At 65.4% G+C, this 19,725-nt stretch carries 17 protein-coding genes; 8 read left to right on the forward strand and 9 right to left on the reverse strand.

Annotation, left to right across the window (positions count from 1 at the left end):
* Positions 1-4 precede the first annotated feature (4 nt).
* Complete coding sequence (locus KHY18_RS01550) at positions 5-1,054, reverse strand: 4-hydroxythreonine-4-phosphate dehydrogenase PdxA (protein WP_213293516.1); 1,050 nt, start codon at positions 1,052-1,054, stop codon at positions 5-7.
* 3 nt (positions 1,055-1,057) lie between these two features.
* Positions 1,058-2,035, reverse strand: a complete 978-nt coding sequence (locus KHY18_RS01555; RefSeq protein ID WP_213293519.1) for a Bug family tripartite tricarboxylate transporter substrate binding protein — start codon at positions 2,033-2,035, stop codon at positions 1,058-1,060.
* Positions 2,036-2,142: 107 nt separating this feature from the next.
* On the opposite strand from KHY18_RS01555, the gene KHY18_RS01560 reads away from it, so the two are divergent.
* Positions 2,143-3,090 (forward strand): LysR family transcriptional regulator, encoded by a 948-nt coding sequence (locus KHY18_RS01560; protein ID WP_213293522.1) that lies wholly within the window; start codon positions 2,143-2,145, stop codon positions 3,088-3,090.
* Positions 3,091-3,097: 7 nt separating this feature from the next.
* Here the strand turns inward: KHY18_RS01560 and KHY18_RS01565 are convergent, their stop codons facing one another.
* Positions 3,098-4,303 carry an MFS transporter gene (locus KHY18_RS01565; protein WP_213293525.1) on the reverse strand — a complete coding sequence of 402 codons (1,206 nt, stop codon included), beginning with the start codon at positions 4,301-4,303 and terminating at the stop codon, positions 3,098-3,100.
* Positions 4,304-4,310: 7 nt separating this feature from the next.
* Positions 4,311-5,264, reverse strand: a complete 954-nt coding sequence (locus KHY18_RS01570) for a LysR family transcriptional regulator (protein WP_213293528.1) — start codon at positions 5,262-5,264, stop codon at positions 4,311-4,313.
* Positions 5,265-5,385: 121 nt separating this feature from the next.
* Between KHY18_RS01570 and KHY18_RS01575 the strand changes: the two genes are divergently transcribed.
* The 4 genes from KHY18_RS01575 (at position 5,386) to KHY18_RS01590 (ending at position 9,251) form a co-directional block, all read left to right on the forward strand.
* Positions 5,386-6,324, forward strand: coding sequence for a dihydrodipicolinate synthase family protein (locus KHY18_RS01575; RefSeq protein ID WP_213293531.1), 939 nt, complete (start codon positions 5,386-5,388; stop codon positions 6,322-6,324).
* 77 nt (positions 6,325-6,401) lie between these two features.
* Positions 6,402-7,367: a Bug family tripartite tricarboxylate transporter substrate binding protein gene (locus KHY18_RS01580; RefSeq protein WP_213293534.1), complete on the forward strand. Its 966-nt coding sequence runs from the start codon at positions 6,402-6,404 to the stop codon at positions 7,365-7,367.
* The gene (locus KHY18_RS01585; RefSeq protein WP_213293538.1) at positions 7,357-8,061 is read left to right on the forward strand and encodes an SDR family NAD(P)-dependent oxidoreductase; all 705 of its coding nucleotides are present in this window, start codon (positions 7,357-7,359) and stop codon (positions 8,059-8,061) included. The genes KHY18_RS01580 and KHY18_RS01585 overlap by 11 nt, the downstream gene beginning before the upstream one ends.
* 23 nt (positions 8,062-8,084) lie before the next feature.
* Positions 8,085-9,251 (forward strand): mandelate racemase/muconate lactonizing enzyme family protein, encoded by a 1,167-nt coding sequence (locus tag KHY18_RS01590; protein WP_213293540.1) that lies wholly within the window; start codon positions 8,085-8,087, stop codon positions 9,249-9,251.
* Positions 9,252-9,260: 9 nt separating this feature from the next.
* Here KHY18_RS01590 and mnmE read toward each other — a convergent pair whose 3' ends face one another.
* The 5 genes from mnmE to rpmH all read right to left on the reverse strand — a co-directional run bounded on the left by mnmE (position 9,261) and on the right by rpmH (position 13,830).
* Positions 9,261-10,664, reverse strand: a complete 1,404-nt coding sequence (mnmE, locus tag KHY18_RS01595; RefSeq protein WP_213293542.1) for a tRNA uridine-5-carboxymethylaminomethyl(34) synthesis GTPase MnmE — start codon at positions 10,662-10,664, stop codon at positions 9,261-9,263.
* Positions 10,665-11,128: 464 nt separating this feature from the next.
* A complete protein-coding gene (yidC, locus tag KHY18_RS01600) occupies positions 11,129-12,820 on the reverse strand; it encodes a membrane protein insertase YidC (RefSeq protein ID WP_213293544.1) in 1,692 nt (563 codons plus the stop codon).
* Positions 12,817-13,104, reverse strand: a complete 288-nt coding sequence (gene yidD, locus KHY18_RS01605; RefSeq protein ID WP_213293546.1) for a membrane protein insertion efficiency factor YidD — start codon at positions 13,102-13,104, stop codon at positions 12,817-12,819. Before yidD ends, yidC begins: the two co-directional genes overlap by 4 nt.
* The gene (locus KHY18_RS01610; protein ID WP_213293723.1) at positions 13,101-13,634 is read right to left on the reverse strand and encodes a ribonuclease P protein component; all 534 of its coding nucleotides are present in this window, start codon (positions 13,632-13,634) and stop codon (positions 13,101-13,103) included. Before KHY18_RS01610 ends, yidD begins: the two co-directional genes overlap by 4 nt.
* A gap of 61 nt (positions 13,635-13,695) precedes the next feature.
* Positions 13,696-13,830, reverse strand: a complete 135-nt coding sequence (gene rpmH / locus KHY18_RS01615) for a 50S ribosomal protein L34 (protein ID WP_012207856.1) — start codon at positions 13,828-13,830, stop codon at positions 13,696-13,698.
* Positions 13,831-14,125: 295 nt separating this feature from the next.
* Between rpmH and dnaA the strand changes: the two genes are divergently transcribed.
* The 3 genes from dnaA to gyrB all read left to right on the forward strand — a co-directional run bounded on the left by dnaA (position 14,126) and on the right by gyrB (position 19,511).
* The gene (dnaA, locus tag KHY18_RS01620; RefSeq protein ID WP_213293548.1) at positions 14,126-15,529 is read left to right on the forward strand and encodes a chromosomal replication initiator protein DnaA; all 1,404 of its coding nucleotides are present in this window, start codon (positions 14,126-14,128) and stop codon (positions 15,527-15,529) included.
* A gap of 134 nt (positions 15,530-15,663) precedes the next feature.
* Positions 15,664-16,782 carry a DNA polymerase III subunit beta gene (dnaN, locus tag KHY18_RS01625; RefSeq protein WP_213293550.1) on the forward strand — a complete coding sequence of 373 codons (1,119 nt, stop codon included), beginning with the start codon at positions 15,664-15,666 and terminating at the stop codon, positions 16,780-16,782.
* Between the two features lie 119 nt (positions 16,783-16,901).
* Complete coding sequence (gene gyrB, locus KHY18_RS01630) at positions 16,902-19,511, forward strand: DNA topoisomerase (ATP-hydrolyzing) subunit B (RefSeq protein ID WP_213293552.1); 2,610 nt, start codon at positions 16,902-16,904, stop codon at positions 19,509-19,511.
* Positions 19,512-19,725: the final 214 nt, after the last annotated feature.

Below are 19,725 nucleotides of genomic sequence, written 5' to 3' on the forward strand. Positions count from 1 at the left end.
GGAATCAGGCGGCGGCCAGTGACCGCGTTGCCATGCGCGCCGAGCCCATGCGGCTGGCGATCAGCAAGGCCTGCCAGGTCGCCTCTACGCTCGCCCGGCCCTGGCCCGCGATGTCGTAGGCCGTGCCATGCGCGGGCGTGGTGATGGGAATCGGCAGGCCGCCCTGCACCGTCACGCCGCGCGAGAAGCCCAGCAACTTGATCGCGATCTGGCCCTGGTCGTGGTACATCGTGACGATGGCCTGGTACTCGCCCGCCTGGGCCTTGAGAAAGATCGTGTCGGCCGGGAACGGGCCGTGGAACGGCGCGTCGCTGGGCCAGTCGCGCGCCTGCAGCGCGCGCACCGCGGGGGCGATGATGTCGATCTCTTCGCGCCCGCAGGTGCCGCCGTCGCCGTTGTGCGGGTTGAAGCCCGCGATCGCCACCTTGGGCTGGGCAATGCCGCTGGCGCGCAGCGCGTTGTAGAGGAGTTCGGCCGCCTGGGCGATGCGCTCTTCGCTGAGATAGCTGGCCACATCCTTGAGCGGCACATGCGAGGAAATGCGCGAAGTCCACAGGTCGCCCAGCGTGTTGAACTCGCAGAAGTAGCCCTGCACGCCCAGGTATTCGGCGAAGTGGTGCAGCTCGTCTTCGTGGCGCAGTCCGCCGAGCTTCATCGCCTGCTTGTTGAGTGGCGCAAAGCAGATCGCGTCGATCGCGCCGGCCAGCGCCGCGTCCATGCACTGGTCCAGCACCTGCAGCACCGAACGCCCGCCCGCGGCGCCCACCTGGCCGGTCTGCACGTCGGCGGCGGCAATGCTGTTCACGGCCACGAAGGCCGGCAGCCGCGTGTCGGCGCGCTCGCGCGCATCGGACAGAGCGGCCAGCGGCGCCGTCGCCACCTCGACGCCGGCTGTGCGCTGGCCCTGGGCCCAGAGCCAGGGGTCGCCGATCAGCACCAGGTTGGCCTGCTGCGTGGCTTCGGGTTTGGCCAGCAGGCGGGCGATCAGTTCGGCGCCTATGCCGGCGGGGTCGCCCAGGGTCAGGGCAACGACGGGAAGGGGTGCGGTAGCCATGGCTCAGTCCAGTTTGATATTGTTCTTGCGAATGATCTCGCCGAAGCGCTGGTACTCGGCGAGGTGGAAGCTGCCGAAGTCGGGCTGGGTCATGGGCCGCAGTTCGGCGCCCACGGCCTCGAGCCGGGTCTTGGTCTCGGGCATGGCGATGACCTTGTTGACTTCGTCATGCACTTTCTGCTGCACGGCCTTGGGGGTCGCGGCCGGCATGTAGATGCCGTACCAGGCGCTGATCGCCACCGTGGGCAGACCGGCTTCGGCCATGGTCGGCACCTGGGGCAGCTGCGGGTTGCGCTGGGGCGAAGTCACGGCCAGCGCGCGCAGCTTGCCGGCCTTGATCTGGCCGATGACCGAAGGCATGGTGTCGAAGCTCATCTGCACCTGGCCGCTGACCAGATCGACCAGCGCGCCCGCGCTGCCCTTGTAGGGCACATGCGTGATGGCGATGCCGGCCGCGTCCTTGAACACTTCGGCCGCGATGTGCTGGGTGCTGCCCGTGCCGCTGCTCGCGAAGTTGATCTGGCCTGGATTCTTCTTGGCCAGGGCGACGAGTTCGGCGACGCTGTTCGCGGCCACCGAATTGCCCACGACCAGCACATTGGGCACGGAGCCGACGAAGGCCACGGGCACCAGGTCCTTGTTGTTGTCGTAGCCCAGCTTGAGCAGGTGGGGCGCGATCGCATGCGCCGTGACCACGCCCATGACCATGGTGTGTCCGTCCGTGGACTTGGCGGTCACGTCGACGGCCATGGTGTTGGAGACGCCGGGGCGGTTTTCGACCAGCACCGGCTGCTTGAGCAAGGGCGCGAGCCGGTCGGCGACGGCGCGCGCCATCGCATCGGTGCCGCCGCCGGGCGCGGAGCCGACCAGCATGCGCACCGGCCGTGTCGGCCAGTTCGCCGGATCCTGCGCCTGCGCGGCCGCGGGCAGCAGACAGGTAGCCCAGACCGCGGTGGCGGTCAGCAGATGACGTCTTTGCATCTTTGTCTCCATTTTTATAGTGGTGACTGCATCGTAGGCAAGGTATTGATAGCCGTATATTCAATGTTTTTGATAGATTGATAACCTGAGGAAATCAGGAGACAGCCATGGGTTCCATCGACAAACGCGACAACACACCGCAGTTGCTCAACCGCCTGCGCATGCGCCAGATCGCGCTGGTGCTGGCCATAGAGGAACGCCAGACGCTGCGCGCCGCGGCCGCGCAGCTGGGCCTGAGCCAGCCCGCGGCGACCAAGATGCTGCACGAGCTCGAAGATGCGCTGGGCCAGCGGCTGTTCGAGCGCGTGGGCCGGCAATTGCAGCGCAATGCCGCGGGCGACCGGGTGTTCGACTACTTCCGCGCGATGCGCGGCAGCATGGAAGCGCTCAACCGCGAGCTGGGCGAGCTGCGCCAGGGCAGCGCGGGCCGGCTGGTGGTCGGCAGCATCATGGCGGCCTCACCCGGGCGCCTGACCCGCGCCCTGCTCGACCTCAAGAAGCAGCTGCCGCTGCTCGAAATGGAAGTCGCGGTCGACACCAGCGACCGGCTGCTGACCCAGCTGCATGAAGGCGTGCTCGAAGTCGTGGTCGGGCGCATGGCCGCCGCATCGGCCGGCGAATGCGTGTTCCGGCCCATTGACGACGAAAGCCTGGCTTTCATCGTGCGCAACGACCACCCGCTGCTGGCCCTGCCCAAGGCGCGCTTCGCCGATCTGCAGCACTACGGCTGGGTGCTGCAGCCGCCGGGCAGCCCGATGCGCGCGCTGATCGAGCAGGAGTTTCGCGAGCACTGCACGCCGCTGCCGCGCGGGCTGATCGAGACCGGCTCGATTCTCACCACCATCAATCTGGTGCGCAGCTCGGACATGCTGGGCGTGATTCCGCAGACCGTGGGCGCGCTCAACGACCACTACGGAATGCTGCGCATCGTGCCTTACACGCTGCGCCACAAGCTCGAGTCCTATGGCAGCCTGGTGCGCCGCGACCGGCCGCTGAGCCGGCCCGCCGAGCTGTTCCTCGAACTGCTGCACCGCGCCGAGCCCGACGCCAGCTGACCGGCGCTCAGGCCTGCGGCGCCAGCGCCGCGCGCGCGCCCAGGCGGCTGGCAAGCCACAGTCCGATCAATGATGCCGCGCCCGTCACGACCCAGGTCGCATGCCAGCCGCCGGCCTGGGCCGCGACCCAGGCGACCAGCGGCGGCCCCAGGAACTGGCCCGTGGCCGAGCATTGCTGCACCCAGCCCATGGTCGTAGACACCGTCTGCGCGCTCGGCGCCAGGCGCACGACCAGCGAGAACAAGGTGCCCGGCACCATGCCGCCCGCGGCGGAAAACAGCAGCACGGCCGCGTAGCGCAGCAGCGGCGCCTCGCCCAGCAGCGGGCTGAAAGTCAGGAAGGCCGTCAGCGCCATGCTGCCAAAGCCCCAGAACAGCAGGCGCTGCGCGGCCAGGCCGCGCAGCAGCCAGCGTCCCGCAGCGACATTGCCGATGATGTTCATCGCGCAGACCAGCGCCGTCAGCGCGCCCGCAGCGACCGCGCCCACGCCGGCCTGGGCATAGACCGAAGGCAGAAAACCGACCACGGCCAGCCACTGGCTCGAATACATCGCGAACGCCAGCGCCACCAGCCAGGGGCCGGGGCTGGCGAGCGTCACGCGCAGGCGCTGCGCCCAGGGCTCAGGGGTAGCGCCTGCGGGGCCTGCAGGCGCCGCACCGGCATCCGGCACGCCCAGCACCAGCCAGAGCGCCATTGCCGCCGACAGCGCGCCCAGCAGCCCCCACCAGGCCTGCCAGCCCCAGGCCGCCATGAACAGCGGCCCGCACAGCAGCGCCAGCGCCGCGCCGGCCGGCATGTACGCGCCCCACAGGCCCAGGAACGACGGCAGCTGGCGTGCGGGCACCAGCTGCCGTATCAGGCTGGGCGCGGCCAGCACCACCAGCAGAAAGCCCAGGCCTTCGACGGCGCGCAGCACCAGCAAGTCAGCCGGAGCGCGCGCCCAGATGCCCGCGAGGCTGGCCACGCACAGCGTGAGCTGGCCGATCAGCATGCTGCGGCGCAGTCCCAGGCCGTCGACGGCAACGCCCAAAAGCACGCCCAGCAGCATGCCCGCGAGCTGCACCATCGACAGCAGAAAGCCGGCCTCGACCAGCGTCAGGCCCAGCGCCTGCTGCAGCACCGGAATCGCGGGCGGAATCTTGCCGATGTGCAGCGCGGCCGTGACGCCGGCCAGGATGACGGCGATCGCCGCCGCGGTGGAATGGGACTTCACGTGGCGATCAGTCCAGCGCCTGCTGTTTGGCCAGGTCCCACAGCGCCTCGGCCTTGTCCGACATCACCGCGCGCTGGCGGTACATGCGTATCTCCACCGGAATGTTGAGCGTCTGCGTGCCCGCGCCCACGAGCGCGCCGCTGGCCAGCTCGGCCTCGATCAGCGACTGCGGCAGCCAGGCGATGCCGCGGCCCTCGAGCGCCATGGTCTTGAGCAGCACCGCATGGTGGGCGGTGAAGACTTCCTGCAATTCAGACTCGGTGTTCCTGCGCCCCGCCCTGGCCATGTTGGGGCGCAGCTGGGCGCGCATGATGCGGCCCAGGCCAGAGTCCTGGCTGTAGGCCAGCATGGGCACGGGCGGCGCATTGCCGATCGCGTGCAAGGCCTTGCCGCGCGTGCCGTCGGGGTGGGGCACCGACACCGGCAGCAGCACTTCGCTGCCCAGCCGCAGCATCGGGTACTCCTGCTCGTCGAGCCGCCCCGGCACGTCCTTGTGGCCGTGGCACAGCACGAACTGCACGCGCCGCTGGAACATCAGGAATTCGCAGCTGCGCGAGCTGTCGGACATGGTCTGCAGCGCGCCTATGTGCAGCCGCGACTCTATGCCCGTGAGCCAGCGCGGAAAGAAAGTGAGCGACAGCGAGTGCGTGGCCGCGAAGCGCAGCGTCGACTCCTCCTGGTCGTGCGCGGCGCGCGCCTTGATGCGCGCGGCCTCGAGATCGCCGAGCACGCCTTCGAGCAGCGGCAGGAAACGCTGGCCCGCGGCAGTAAGCGCGGCCGGGTGGGCGCTGCGGTCGAACAGATCGACGCCCACCCACTCTTCGAGCCCGCGGATATGCCGGCTGAACGCCGGCTGGGCGATGGCGCGCGCTTCCGCGGCACGCGAGAAATTGCCGCTTTCGGCGAGGGCCATGAAGTCTTCGAGCCACTCGAAGTCAAGGTTGCGATTGCCTGGTCCCATGCGCTGCGCCCGTTGTCTCCACGAAGTGGATAGTTGTATGCATTTCTAGTATTGGCGCCGATCTGCGCTCTGGGAAATGATCACTCCGCAGACCCACAAAGCCAACGCCAGGAGACTATACATGCCATCCATCGCCAACTACAAAGGGATCATTCCCGCCATTTCCTGCCCGTTCACGCCGGACCACCGGATCGACGAACCGGCGCTGCGCAAGCTCGCATCCTGGCTCGCAGGCCACGACGGCGTGGTGGCCATCATGACCAACGGCCACACCGGCGAAGTGTTTTCCCTGACACCCGCCGAACGCGCCGAAGTCACGCGCATCGTCGCCGACGAACTCAAGGGCCGCATGCCCGTGATCTCGTCCATCGTCTGCGAAGGCCTGGCCGAAGCCGCCGAACATGCGCGCGCCGCCCAGGCCGCGGGCGCGGTGGCGCTCGACGTGATGCCGCCCCACCACTGGCTGCGCTTCGGCTTCACACCCGGCCACGCGCTGCAGTACTTCGAAGCCATCCACCAGGCCGCGCCCGAGCTGGACCTGGTGTGCCACGTCTACCCCGCATGGACCCGCGCCTCGTACTCGTCCGAGCTGCTGGCCCAGCTCGCCAAGCTGCCCTACCTGCAGGCGTTCAAGGTCGGCCAGCGCGACATGAACAAATATGCACGCGACATCCAGGCGATCCGTGAAGCCGATCCCACCAAAGCCATCCTGACCTGCCACGACGAATACCTGCTGGCCTCGATGGTCCAGGGCGTAGACGGCGCGCTGGTCGGCTTCGCCACCTTCATTCCGCAGTTGATCATCGATCTGTGGAACGCCGTCAAGGCCGGCGATCTGAAGAAGGCCATGGAAGTGCAGGCCGTCATCACGCCGCTCAAGGACGCGGTCTACGGCGGCGGCGAGCCCACGGGCGAGGCCCATGCGCGCATGAAGGGCGGCATGTATCTGGCTGGCGTGATCGACGACGCCACGGTGCGCCCACCGACCGAAGCGCCGAACGAAAAGGAGACCGCTGCCCTGCGCGCCGCCGTGGCGCAGGCCGGCCTGCTCAAGCGCTGAGAGCGATTTCGCTTGCCGTGGCGCATAGCGACGCCACGGCCATGGACTTCCTAAAAACAATGACAGGAGACAAAGACATGCAACGCAAGAATTTCATCCAGTGCGCCATAGGCGCGATCACCCTGGCCATCGCCGGCCTCGCGTCGGCCCAGGCCTATCCCACCAAGGCCGTCAAGGTCGTGATCCCGTTTCCACCGGGCGGCACGCTCGACGTGATCGGCCGCCAGCTCGCGCAAAAGCTCACCGAACAGACCGGCCAGTCGTTCATCGTGGAGAACCGCCCGGGCGGCAATGGCGTGATCGGCGGCGACGTGGTGTCCAAGGCGCCGGCCGACGGCTACACGCTGCTGTTCAACGCCTCGACCTTCACCACCGCACCCATGACCATGAAGTCCGTGCCATATGTGGTGAACCGCGACTTCGCTCCCGTGGCCCTGGTCGCCAAGGCGCCGCTGTCGGTGGCCGTGAACAAGAATCTGCCGATCACCGACATCAAGTCGCTGATCGCCTATGCGCAGACGCATCCCGGCAAGATGACCTTTGCCGTGGGCTCCATAGGCTCGGCCGGCCATCTGTCGACCGAACTGCTCAAACGCGCGGGCAATCTGAACTATCTGATCGTTCCCTACAAGGGCACGGCACCGGCCTTCCAGGACCTGATCGGCGGCCAGATCGACGGCTTCATCGACCCCATCCTGGGCTCGCTGCAGTACCACAAGAGCGGCATGCTGCGCGTGGTCGCCGTGACGTCCGCCGAGCGCGCCTCCAGCCTGCCCGATGTGCCCACCGTGGGCGAAACCATTCCCGGCTACGAGTTCTACAGCTGGTACGGCCTCTGGGGCCCGGCCAAGCTGCCGGCCGACATCGTCAAGAAGCTCAACACCGAAGTCAACAAGGCGCTGGCCGGCGACATGAAGGACAAGCTCAAGGAGCTGGGCATCCTGATCACGAGCGGCTCGGCCGAGGACTTCGTCAAGTTCCAGAAGCAGGACATGGAGCGCTCGCAGAAGATCGTCACCGAGGGGAACATCCGTGTCGAATGAAGCCCTGCCCCGGCACGCCGTCGTCACCGGCAGCAGCGGCGGCATAGGCCAGGCGATTGCCGAAGACCTGCTGGCCGCGGGCTGGCGCGTGACCGGCGTCGATCGCGCGGCGCCGGCCATCACCCACGCCGCGTTCACGCACCGGCCGCTCGATCTGACCCAGGGCGCGCAGATAGTCGCGCTGGCCGCGGGCCTCGAGAACGTCGATGCGCTGGTGCATGCGGCCGGCGTGCTGCGCGTCGCGCCGCTGGGCCAGCTCGACGCGGCCGCGGGCGCGCTGATGTGGCAGCTGCATGTCGATGCCGGCACGCGGCTGGCCGACGCACTGGTGCCGGCCATGGCCGAACGCGGCTTCGGACGCGTGGTCTTCATCGGCAGCCGCGTGGCCCAGGGCCTGCCCGGGCGCGGCCAGTACGCGGCGACCAAGGCGGCCGTGATCGCGCTGGCGCGCAGCTGGGCCGTCGAAGTCGCGCCGCGCGGCGTCACCGTCAACGTGGTCTCGCCGGGCGCGACGGCCACGCCCATGCTCAAGGACCCGGCGCGCGCCGGCAGCGCGCCGCGCATGCCGCCCATGGGCCGCCTGGTCGAACCCCGTGAAATCGCTGCGCTGGTGGGCTATCTGCTGTCGCCCGCGGCAGCGGCCATCACCGGCCAGAACCTCAACATCTGCGGCGGCTCCTCGCTGTCGCAATAGACCTCCTACCGAGAAACGCCAACATGAAAATCGTCAACATCATCGAGTCCACGCGTCCCATCAAATCGGACATCCGCAACGCCTACATCGACTTCTCCAAGATGACGCTGAGTCTCGTCGCGGTGGTGACCGACGTGATCCGCGACGGCAAGCCGGTCATTGGCTACGGCTTCAACTCCAACGGCCGCTACGGCCAGGGCGCGCTGATGCGCGACCGCTTCATTCCGCGCGTGCTCGAAGCCGACCCCGCGACGCTGGTCGACGCCAGCGGCGAGAACCTCGACCCGCACAAGATCTGGGCCTGCATGATGACCAACGAAAAGCCCGGCGGCCACGGCGAGCGCTCGGTGGCCGTGGGCACCATCGACATGGCGATCTGGGATGCCGTCGCCAAGATCGAAGGCAAGCCCCTGTTCCAGCTGCTGGCCGAACGCTACGGCACGGGCACGCCCAATCCGCGCGTCTTCGTCTACGCGGCCGGCGGCTACTACTACCCGGGCAAGGGCCTGGACAAGCTCAAGCAGGAAATGCAAAGCTATCTCGACCGCGGCTACTCGGTCGTGAAGATGAAGATCGGCGGCGCGAGCATTGCCGAAGACTGCGAACGCATCGAATCGGTGCTCAAGATCCTGGGCCCGGGCCAGCAACTGGCCGTCGATGCCAACGGCCGCTTCGATCTGCAGACCGCCGTCGATTACGGCAAGGCGCTGTCGCAATACCCGCTGTTCTGGTACGAGGAAGCCGGCGACCCGCTGGACTACGAGCTGCAGGCCAAGCTGGGCGAAGTCTACAAAGGCCCCATGGCCACGGGCGAGAACCTGTTCTCCATGCAGGATGCGCGCAACCTGATTCGCCACGGCGGCATGAACCCCGAGCGCGACTACCTGCAGTTCGACTGCGCCCTGAGCTACGGCCTGGTCGAATACCTGCGCACGCTCGACATGCTCAAGGAACACGGCTGGTCGCCCAGCCGCTGCATTCCCCACGGCGGCCACCAGATGTCGCTGGCCATCGCCGCGGGCCTGGGCCTGGGCGGCAATGAAAGCTACCCCGACCTGTTCCAGCCCTATGGCGGCTTCCCCGACGGCGTCAAGGTCGACAACGGCTATGTGACGCTGCCCGCGCTGCCGGGCATAGGCTTTGAAGGCAAGTCGGATCTGATCAGGGAAATGCTGGCGCTGACGCGCTGAGCCCTGCGGCTACTTGCCAATGCAGAAGCTGGAGAAGATCACGCCCAGCAAGTCGTCGGACGTGAACTCTCCCGTGATCGCATTGAGCGCGTTCTGCCCCAGGCGCAGCTCTTCGGCCAGCAGGTCGAGATGCGGGCCGGCGGCGCGCAGCTGGGCCATGGCCTGGTCCAAGTGCACACCCACGGCCTGCAGCGCCTCGACATGGCGCGCGCGCGCCAGGTACAGGCCTTCGGGGGCCGACTGCCAGCCCGCGACTTCGAGCAGGCGGCGGCGCAGCGCATCCAGGCCGTCGCCGGTGCGCGCCGACAGGCGCAGGCCGTCCGGCAACGACTCGGCACTCGCCGAATCGGTCTTGTTCCAGACATCGATCACCGGCACCTGGGCCGGCAGGCGCTCGGACAGTGTCGCGCGGATCGCATCGTCGCCCGCGCGGTAGTCGGCCTGGTCCTGGCGCGTGAGGTCGTGCAGGAACAGCACGGCGTCGGCCGCGGCAATCTCGTCCCAGGCGCGCGAAATGCCTATGCGCTCCACCGTGTCGTCGCTTTCGCGCAGGCCCGCGGTGTCGATGACATGCAGCGGCACGCCTTCGATCTGAATCGTCTGCTGCACCTTGTCGCGCGTCGTTCCCGCAATTTCAGTGACGATGGCGAGTTCGGCGCCCGCGAGCGCGTTGAGCAGCGAGCTCTTGCCCGCGTTGGGCTGGCCCGCGATCACCACCTTGATGCCTTCGCGCAGCAGCGCGCCCTGGTGGGCGCGCGCGAGCACGCCCGACAGCGACTGCTGCAGGCGCTCCAATTGGCCGCTCGCATCGGCCTGCTGCAGGAAGTCGATGTCCTCTTCGGGAAAGTCCAGCGTCGCTTCGACCAGCATGCGCAGCCGCACCAGCGCGTCGCGCAGCGTGTGGATCTCCTGCGAGAACGCGCCCGACAGCGAACGGCTGGCGCTGCGCGCCGCGGCTTCGGTGCTCGCATCGATCAGATCGGCAATCGCCTCGGCCTGGGCCAGATCGATCTTGTCGTTGAGAAACGCGCGCTCGGTGAACTCGCCGGGCTGGGCCAGGCGCAGTCCCGGCAAGAAGGCCTGGCCCGCGCCATCCACTTCGGCCGCGGCTTCGAGGCAGCGCGCGAGCAGCAGCTGCAGCACCACCGTGCCGCCATGGGCCTGCAGTTCGAGCACGTCTTCGCCGGTATAGCTGTGTGGGCCGGGAAAGAACAGCGCCAGGCCGTGGTCAATCGGCTGGCCCTTGGCGTCGCGCAGCGGCAGGTAGGTGGCTTCGCGGGCTTTCAGTTCGCGCCCGCACAGCCGCTGCACCAGCGGCGCCAGGCCCTTGCCGGAAACCCGCACTATGCCCACGGCGCCTCGACCGGGGGCTGTGGCAATGGCGGCAATGGGTTGGTCGTGGCGGGGGAGCATGGGAGAGTCTTTAAATATTGATGGAGAACGTCAACCGTTCGTCACGAGCGAGACGTAGTTTTGTAATGCGTTCACAAGAACCAGCCTGAGGCATAACTTCCAATCCCGTTCGTGGTGAGCCTGTCGAACCATGAACGGCCGAACCTCATGTCTTGAGCGCAGGCCGTTCATCCTTCGACAGGCTCAGGACGAACGGTTTCGGAATTGAAAGGCATGATAGCGGCACCTGAAAGCTGTGGATAACCAGTGCACAAACAACCACGGCCGCAAAAGCGGCCGTGGTTTAGAGGCTTAACCCTCTTTTCAGTGATTCATGGCACTGCACGTGCCGCATGAAACTGGCGTGCTCCAACTCAGGGGCAGCGAGCAAGGGCCGCCCCGCAGCGAGGCTGCCGTCCCCCTCCACCGAAGGTTGAGAGAGGGAAGCCGGGGCCGGCCATCCGGCGCAAGCGGCTCAGGGGGTGCTACTTAAACTTCGGCAGATTGAACTGGGGAGGCACGCCCATGCGGGTGTTGATCAGCCATTGCTGGGCGATCGACAGAATGTTGTTCGTCAGCCAGTACATCACCAGACCGGCGGGGAAGAAGAAGAACATCACGCTGAACATCAGCGGCATGATCCACATCATCTTGGCCTGCATCGGATCTGGCGGCGCGGGGTTGAGCGCGGTCTGCAGCAGCGAGCTCAGCGTCATCAGCACGGGCAGGATGAAGTACGGGTCAGGCGACGACAGGTCGGTGATCCAGCCAATCCACGGTGCGTTGCGCATTTCGACGCTCGACAGCAGCACCCAGTACAGCGCAATGAACACCGGAATCTGGATGATGATGGGCAGACATCCGCCCATGGGGTTGACCTTCTCCTCGCGGTAGATGCGCATCATCTCCTGCTGCATCTGCTGCGGCTTGTCCTTGAGGCGCTCGCGCATCTCCATGATCTTGGGGTTGATGGCCTTCATCTTCGCCATGCTGGCGTAGGCCTTGGCGTTCAACCAGTAGAACAGGATCTTCAGCACCAGCACCAGGCCGACGATGGACCAGCCCCAGTTGCCCAGCAGGCTGTGGATCTGGTCGAGCAGCCAGTACAGCGGCTTGGCCATGATGGTCAGCCAGCCATAGTCCTTGACCAGTTCCAGACCGGGTGCCAGGGCTTCGAGCGTCTTCTCGAGTTGCGGGCCGGCGAACAGCTTGGCCTCGACACTCTTGCTCTGGCCGGGTTCGACCGTGCCCAGGGGCGTGATCATGCCCACGGCATACAGGTTGTCGCTGACCTTGCGCGCAAAGATGTCGCGCTGCACGCCGTCGGCGAGCAGCCAGGCGCTGGCGAAGTAATGCTGCACCATGGCCACATAGCCATTGGTCGCGGTCTTCTCCCAGTCGGCCTTGCCCTTTTCGATGTCCTTGAACTCGACCTTCTGGTACTTTTTGGCTTCGGTGTAGACTGCGGGACCGGTGAAGGTCGAGTACATGCTCGACTCGCCCGGAGGCGCATTGCCGTCACGCACCAGCTGCACGTACAGCTGCGGGTTGACCGAAGTCGCGCCGGCGTTGACCACGTCATGGCGCACGGCGATGTCATAGGCACCGCGCTTGAGCGTATAGGTCTTGACCAGCTTCACGCCGCCCACGTCAGCCGACTCGAAGCGGATCTGCAGTTCGTCCTGGCCGTCCTGCAGGGTCGTAGGACCGGGCACCAGCTGCATCGCCGTCTTGTGGTTGGGGAAGCTGCCGCCGATCAGGCCGGACTCGGCCATGTAGACGCGCTGCGCGCTTTCGTCGAACAGCACGAAAGACTTGGTCTTGTCGGCCATGTCAGCGTACTTGCGCATTTCGGCATGCTTGAGCGTGCCGCCCAGGGTGTCGAACGTCAGCGCGAGCACGTCGGTCGTGACCTGGACGTTTTCGCGGGCCGCCGCAGGCGCTGCGGCCGCGGGCGCGCCGCCGGGAACCTGGGTGCTGTCGGCCAGCGCGGGCGTGGACGAGGGCACCGAGGACGCACCCGGACTCACGGGGGCTGCGGGCGCGGCCACCGGCACGGTCACGGGCGCGGGGAAGAAAGTGGCCTTTTTGCCGTTGTGAACTTGCCACTTGTCCCATAGCAAGACCATGGAAAAGGCAAATATCACCCACAGGATGGTGCGGCGAATGTCGTTCATGAAGACTTCTTTGAGGAAGGTTGGGTGGTCGAAGAAGAAGGCTGGCAGCAGGCAAACAGCCGGGGCGTTTGCGATGGAACCGGATCATGACCGCCATCACACCATGGATGGCAGCGCGCCAGCCGGCGCAGGGTCAAATAGCTGCCCGCGGCCGCGCCATGCTGCCCGAGGGCATCGAGCGCATAGGCGGAGCAGGTGGGCTCGAAACGACAGGCCGAGCCTATCCAGGGGCTCAAGGTCAGGCGGTAGAGCCGCACCAGGCCCATGAGCAGCCCGCGCATCATGGCGCTGTATTCCCGACTGTGGCCGCGGCCGCAGTCGTTGCCGCAGCTGTCGCTGCCGGGGCCGGAGACGGCCGCGGCGTTGCCGGCGCGGACTGGCGGCGCACGGCATAGGCGAAAAGCTGGTGCAGCTCGGCGCGAATCGCCTGCTTCAGCGGCTCGGATATCGCGCTGACGAACTGCTTGCGGTCAAAAGTGGCGCGCAGGCGCACCACATAGGCGGCGCAGGCCAGCTGCGGCGCATATTCATCGCCAAGCACATAGACCTGGCGCTGGATCGCATGGCGCGTGACGGAGCGCTTGGCCCAGCGCTTGGGCGCCATGGCCCCGAGCCAGGAAGCCGGCTCGGCTTGCGCCACGCCAAACAGGGCCTGCGGGGCTTGCACAGAATGCAAGCCGCCGGGCCCTGAAGGAGGCGTCAAAGGCACATCCTCGTCGAGTACCAAACGGTGCAAGGCGAAGTGCGGAGTACGGGAGACAATGCCTCCCGCCATCGCAGCTTGAAACTGCGGACGCGTTTTCAGCCGTTGCATACGTGGCACCTCCGAGGAGGAGCCCAAGGGGTGAACCGATGGGCAGGCGCCAAGAATGACCTTAGACAGCCAGACGCTTGCGGCCCTTGGCGCGACGTGCGTTGATGACGGCACGGCCGCCCTTGGTCTTCATGCGAACGAGGAAGCCGTGGGTACGGGCGCGACGTGTCTTGGAGGGTTGGTAAGTACGTTTCATGGTGTTGTTCCTTGAGGAGGTTCAGATTCGCACCGGGCCGGCAAAAAGCCGTCTTCCGGCAACACCCGCCAACCGCAAAAAACAGCCGGCCGGGCCATATCACCCTGAACACATTCAGGGAAACCCGCGATTATCTCCACATTCGTTCCATGTTGCAATGCCCTTTCACAAAGGAGGTTGGCCTTTTCTTTCAGCAAGAGTTGAGGACAACCACCTGATATTTTGTGGATAAGTCCTTGAAAAGCTACAATCGGTGCCCCGCAACTGTTCCTCTATCCACAACAAGACACTGACGATGACCGAGGAACCTAACAACGACGCTGGCCAAGGCCTGTGGCAGGTCTGCGTGGAGCAGCTGGGGCAAGATCTGCCCGAACAGCAGTTCAACACCTGGATCAAGCCGCTGACCGCCACGGTGGCGGAAGACTTTTCAAAGGTCACGGTACACGTGGCCAACCGCTTCAAGCTCGACTGGATTCGTGCGCAATATGCCGGGCGCATTTCAGCGATGCTCGAAGCCCTGTATGGCCAGCCCGTCACCCTGGAGTTAGCACTCGCTCACCGTGAATCGGTGACGCGCACTTACGTGCGCCCGTTTTCTGCCGACCGTGGCGGTCAGCAGGAGACCCACCAGATCACGACCAGTGCCGCCCAGGAGGAGCCTGCGGCGCCGGTGTTCCGCACGCGCCTGAACGCCGCCCTGACCTTCGACACGCTGGTCGAAGGCACGGCCAACCGCATGGCGCGCTCGGCGGCAATGCATGTCGCGGGCTCGCCCGGTCATCTGTACAACCCGCTGTTCATCTACGGCGGCGTGGGCCTGGGCAAGACCCATTTGATGCATGCTGTGGGCAATCAGCTGCTGGCAGACAAGCCCGACAGCAAAGTTCTCTACATCCATGCCGAGCAATTTGTGTCGGATGTGGTCAAAGCCTACCAACGGCGCACGTTCGACGAGTTCAAGGAACGCTACCACTCGCTCGATTTGTTGCTGATTGACGACGTACAGTTCTTCGCCAACAAGGACCGCACGCAGGAAGAATTCTTCAATGCGTTCGAAGCGCTGCTGGCCAAGAAGAGCCACATCGTGATGACCAGTGACACCTATCCCAAGGGCCTGGCCAACATCCACGAGCGCCTGGTGTCGCGCTTCGATTCGGGCCTCACGGTGGCCATAGAGCCGCCCGAGCTCGAGATGCGCGTCGCGATTTTGATCAACAAGGCCCGCGCCGAAAGCGCCGACATGCCTGAAGAAGTCGCATTTTTCGTCGCCAAGAACGTGCGCTCCAACGTGCGCGAGCTCGAAGGCGCGCTGCGCAAAATTCTGGCCTATTCGCGCTTCAATCAAAAAGAAGTGTCGATTCAGCTGGCACGCGAAGCGCTGCGCGACCTGCTGTCGATCCAGAACCGCCAGATTTCGGTGGAAAATATCCAGAAGACGGTCGCCGATTACTACAAGATCAAGGTCGCCGACATGTACAGCAAGAAGCGCCCGGCCAGCATTGCGCGGCCGCGCCAGATTGCGATGTACCTGGCCAAGGAACTGACGCAGAAAAGCCTGCCCGAAATCGGCGAGCTGTTTGGCGGCCGTGACCACACCACGGTGCTGCATGCGGTGCGCAAGATTGCCGCCGAACGCCAGCAGCTCACCGAATTGAACCAACAGCTGCACGTGCTGGAGCAAACGCTCAAAGGCTAGGGCACAACGCCCGCGCGATCCTCTCCCAGAAATGCCACGCGACAAGGCAAAATATGCGGTGGGGTGGCGCGAGGGCCCAACCCCTTGAATCGCACAGTAGCAGCGACCGTACCCCCAATTTACTAAAGGTTGACATGATCGTCCTGAAGGCAACACAAGACAAGGTTCTCGCAGTTCTGCAGTCGGTGTCCGGCATCGTCGAACGCCGTCACACACTGCCCATCCTGGCCAATGTGCTGATCCGCAAGACCGGCAACGCCCTGCAACTCACCACCAGCGATCTCGAAATCCAGATCCGCACCACCGCCGAACTCGGCGGCGACACCGGCGACTTCACGACCACCGTGGGCGCGCGCAAGCTGATCGACATTCTCAAGACCATGCCCGGCGACCAGACCGTGGCGCTGGAAACCAGCCAGAGCAAGATCATTCTCAAGGGCGGCAAGAGCCGCTTCACGCTGCAGACCCTGCCCGCGGAAGACTTCCCGCTGGTGCAGGAAGCCGCGGCGTTCGGCCCGTCGTTCAGCGTGCCGCAGAAGGTCCTCAAGGACCTGCTGGGCCAGGTGTCGTTCGCGATGGCCGTGCAGGACATCCGCTACTACCTCAACGGCATTCTGTTCGTCGCCGAAGGCAAGACGCTGAGCCTGGTCGCCACCGACGGCCACCGCCTCGCGTTCTCGAGCGCCACGCTCGACGTCGAAGTGCCCAAGCAGGAAGTGATCCTGCCGCGCAAGACCGTGCTCGAGCTGCAGCGCCTGCTGTCCGACGTGGGCGGCGACAACCAGCCCCACATCGAGATGCAGTTCGCCAACAACCAGGCGAAGTTCACGTTCGGCGGCATGGAATTCGTGACCAAGCTGGTCGAGGGCAAGTTCCCCGACTACAACCGCGTGATTCCCAAGAACCACAGCAACAGCGTGACCCTGGGCCGCGCACCGCTGCTGGCCAGCCTGCAGCGCACGGCCATCATGACCAGCGACAAGTTCAAGGGCGTGCGCCTCACGCTCGAACCCGGCACGCTGCGCGTGGCGTCGAACAACGCCGAGCAGGAAGAGGCCGTGGACGAACTCGACATCGACTACGGCGGCGACACGATTGAAATCGGCTTCAACGTGACCTACCTGATCGACGCGCTGACCAACATGGCCCAGGACATGGTGAAGATCGACCTCGCCGACGGCAACAGCTCCGCGCTGCTGACCATCCCCGGCAACGAGTTCTTCAAGTACGTCGTCATGCCGATGCGCATTTGAGCCATCTGCCCACGCAATCAATCGCGGCATAGGCCTGTTATCCACAGCCTGTGCCGCCTTTAACTACCCCACTGAATATTTTGGAAACTTCGTTTCCTCCGGATCGCAAGGCTCCCCCAATGACCGCTGACACAACGCTGCCCGAACCCCAAGGCGACTCGATCGAGCCGACCCACAAGATCGACGCCCAGCAGGCAGGCGCCAGCGAAGGCTACGGCGAAGGCGCGATCCAGATCCTCGAAGGCCTGGAAGCGGTGCGCAAGCGCCCCGGCATGTACATCGGCGATACCTCCGACGGCACGGGCCTGCACCACCTGGTCTTCGAAGTTGTGGATAACTCCATCGACGAAGCCCTGGCCGGCCATTGCGACGACATCCTCGTCACCATCCACGCCGACAACTCGCTGTCCGTCATCGACAACGGCCGCGGCATTCCCACCGGCGTGAAGATGGACGACAAGCACGAGCCCAAGCGCTCGGCGGCCGAAATCGCGCTGACCGAACTGCACGCCGGCGGCAAGTTCAACCAGAACAGCTACAAGGTATCGGGCGGCCTGCACGGCGTGGGCGTGTCCTGCGTCAACGCGCTGTCCATCTGGCTCAAGCTCACCGTGCGCCGCGAAGGCAAGGCGTACGAAATCGACTTCGCGCGCGGCTTCGTGCAGAACCGCCTGGTTGAAGAAGTCAACGGCGTCGAAGTCTCGCCCATGCGCGTCATCGGCGAAACCGACAAGCGCGGCACCAAGGTCCACTTCCTGCCCGACGTCGAGATCTTCACGCAGAACCACGAGTTCCACTACGACATCCTGGCCAAGCGCCTGCGCGAGCTGTCCTTCCTGAACAACGGCGTGCGCATCCGCCTCAAGGACGAACGCTCGGGCAAGGAAGACGACTTCTCGGGCGCCGGCGGCGTGCGCGGCTTCGTGGGCTTCATCAACGCCACCAAGAAGGTGCTGCACCCCACGGCCTTCTACGCCACGGGCACGCGCCCGGCCGAATCCTACGGCGGCATTCCCGGCACCGAGATCGGCGTCGAAGTCGCCATGCAGTGGAACGACGGCTACAGCGAGCAGGTGCTGTGCTTCACCAACAACATTCCCCAGCGTGACGGCGGCACCCACCTGACCGGCCTGCGCGCCGCGATGACGCGCGTCATCGGCAAGTACATCGAGCAGAACGAGCTGGCCAAGAAGGCCAAGGTCGAAGTCACGGGCGACGACATGCGCGAAGGCCTGTGCTGCGTGCTCAGCGTCAAGGTGCCCGAACCCAAGTTCTCGAGCCAGACCAAGGACAAGCTGGTGTCCAGCGAAGTGCGCGCCCCGGTCGAAGACATCGTCGCCAAGACGCTGTCCGACTTCCTGCAGGAACGCCCGATCGACGCCAAGATCCTCTGCGGCAAGATCATCGAAGCCGCGCGCGCGCGTGAAGCCGCGCGCAAGGCGCGTGAAATGACGCGCCGCAAGGGCGTGCTCGACGGCATGGGCCTGCCCGGCAAGCTGGCCGACTGCCAGGAAAAAGACCCGGCGCTGTGCGAAATCTACATCGTCGAGGGCGACTCCGCCGGCGGCTCCGCCAAGCAAGGCCGCGACCGTAAATTCCAGGCCATCCTGCCGCTGCGCGGCAAGATCCTGAACGTCGAGAAGGCGCGCTACGAGAAGCTGCTCGCGAGCCAGGAAATCATCACGCTGATCACGGCCCTGGGCACCGGCATCGGCAAGGCCAGCGCCGAATCGGGCAAGAGCAGCAGCGACGATTTCGATCCCGCCAAGCTGCGCTACCACCGCATCATCATCATGACCGACGCCGACGTTGACGGCGCCCACATCCGCACGCTGCTGCTGACCTTCTTCTACCGCCAGATGCCCGAGCTGGTCGAAGCCGGCCACATCTACATCGCCCAGCCGCCGCTGTACAAGGTCAAGAGCGGCAAGGAAGAGCTGTATCTGAAGGACGGTCCGGCGCTCAACAGCTACCTGCTGCGCATCGCGCTGAACAACGCCAGCGTCACAACGGGCGGCGACGCACCGCGCACGCTCGAAGGCGAGGAACTCGCCAAGCTGGCCTACATGCACCTGGCTGCCGAAACGGTGATCGAACGCCTGTCGAACTTCATGGACGCAGAAGCCCTGCGCGCCATCGCCGATGGCGTGCAGATCAAGCTCGACACCATCGAGGAAGCCCAGGCCTGCGCTCCCATCCTGGAAGCCAAGCTGCGCGAACTCACCGCCACCGGCGTGCCCGCCGAAGTGACCGGCGAAATCGACCCGCAGACCGACAACCCGGTGCTGCGCATCAGCCGCCACCACCACGGCAACATCAAGAGCTCCATCCTGACCCAGGACTTCGTGCGCAGCAGCGACTACGCAGCCCTGTCGGACGAAGCCCAGCACTTCAACGGCCTGCTGTCCGAGGGCGCCAAGGCCCTGCGCGGCGAAGGCGAAAAAGCCAAGTCGGAAAAGGTGGGCGACTTCCGCCAGGCCATGCAATGGCTTCTGTCAGAAGCCGAACGCACGACCAGCCGCCAGCGCTACAAGGGCCTGGGCGAAATGAACCCGGCCCAGCTGTGGGAAACCACGATGGACCCGAACGTCCGCAGCTTGCTGCAGGTGCAGGTCAATGACGCCATCGAGGCCGATCGCGTGTTCACGATGTTGATGGGCGACGAGGTCGAGCCGCGTCGTCACTTCATTGAGAACAATGCGTTGCGGGCGGGGAATATTGACGTTTGAGGTAGTGCCGGGATAACGTCAGAAGTGCAAAGGGTGCCAAGACAGTGAAATTGCTGGCACATCGGACAAATAAAGAGCTCGGATGGTTCCGGGCTCTTTTTTTATCCACGCTGATTGGAAATCATGACTGCTGTGCAGCGGGAGCAGTCGATCGCAACCAAATTACGGACGACGGGTTTGGAGGGTAAAGCAGTTCGTCTGCGACGAGCCTGCC

The sequence above is a fragment of the Acidovorax sp. CCYZU-2555 genome (genome assembly GCF_018413525.1).
Taxonomy (GTDB): domain Bacteria; phylum Pseudomonadota; class Gammaproteobacteria; order Burkholderiales; family Burkholderiaceae_C; genus Comamonas.

Coding starts and splice junctions, on each gene's coding strand:
- gyrB (WP_213293552.1), top strand. CDS start 16,902: ATGACCGCTGACACAACGCTGCCCGAACCCCAAGGCGACTCGATCGAG.
- rpmH (WP_012207856.1), bottom strand. CDS start 13,830: ATGAAACGTACTTACCAACCCTCCAAGACACGTCGCGCCCGTACCCAC.
- KHY18_RS01610 (WP_213293723.1), bottom strand. CDS start 13,634: ATGCAACGGCTGAAAACGCGTCCGCAGTTTCAAGCTGCGATGGCGGGA.
- KHY18_RS01575 (WP_213293531.1), top strand. CDS start 5,386: ATGCCATCCATCGCCAACTACAAAGGGATCATTCCCGCCATTTCCTGC.
- mnmE (WP_213293542.1), bottom strand. CDS start 10,664: ATGCTCCCCCGCCACGACCAACCCATTGCCGCCATTGCCACAGCCCCC.
- KHY18_RS01580 (WP_213293534.1), top strand. CDS start 6,402: ATGCAACGCAAGAATTTCATCCAGTGCGCCATAGGCGCGATCACCCTG.
- dnaA (WP_213293548.1), top strand. CDS start 14,126: ATGACCGAGGAACCTAACAACGACGCTGGCCAAGGCCTGTGGCAGGTC.
- KHY18_RS01590 (WP_213293540.1), top strand. CDS start 8,085: ATGAAAATCGTCAACATCATCGAGTCCACGCGTCCCATCAAATCGGAC.
- yidC (WP_213293544.1), bottom strand. CDS start 12,820: ATGAACGACATTCGCCGCACCATCCTGTGGGTGATATTTGCCTTTTCC.
- KHY18_RS01555 (WP_213293519.1), bottom strand. CDS start 2,035: ATGCAAAGACGTCATCTGCTGACCGCCACCGCGGTCTGGGCTACCTGT.
- KHY18_RS01560 (WP_213293522.1), top strand. CDS start 2,143: ATGGGTTCCATCGACAAACGCGACAACACACCGCAGTTGCTCAACCGC.
- yidD (WP_213293546.1), bottom strand. CDS start 13,104: ATGATGCGCGGGCTGCTCATGGGCCTGGTGCGGCTCTACCGCCTGACC.
- KHY18_RS01570 (WP_213293528.1), bottom strand. CDS start 5,264: ATGGGACCAGGCAATCGCAACCTTGACTTCGAGTGGCTCGAAGACTTC.
- KHY18_RS01550 (WP_213293516.1), bottom strand. CDS start 1,054: ATGGCTACCGCACCCCTTCCCGTCGTTGCCCTGACCCTGGGCGACCCC.
- dnaN (WP_213293550.1), top strand. CDS start 15,664: ATGATCGTCCTGAAGGCAACACAAGACAAGGTTCTCGCAGTTCTGCAG.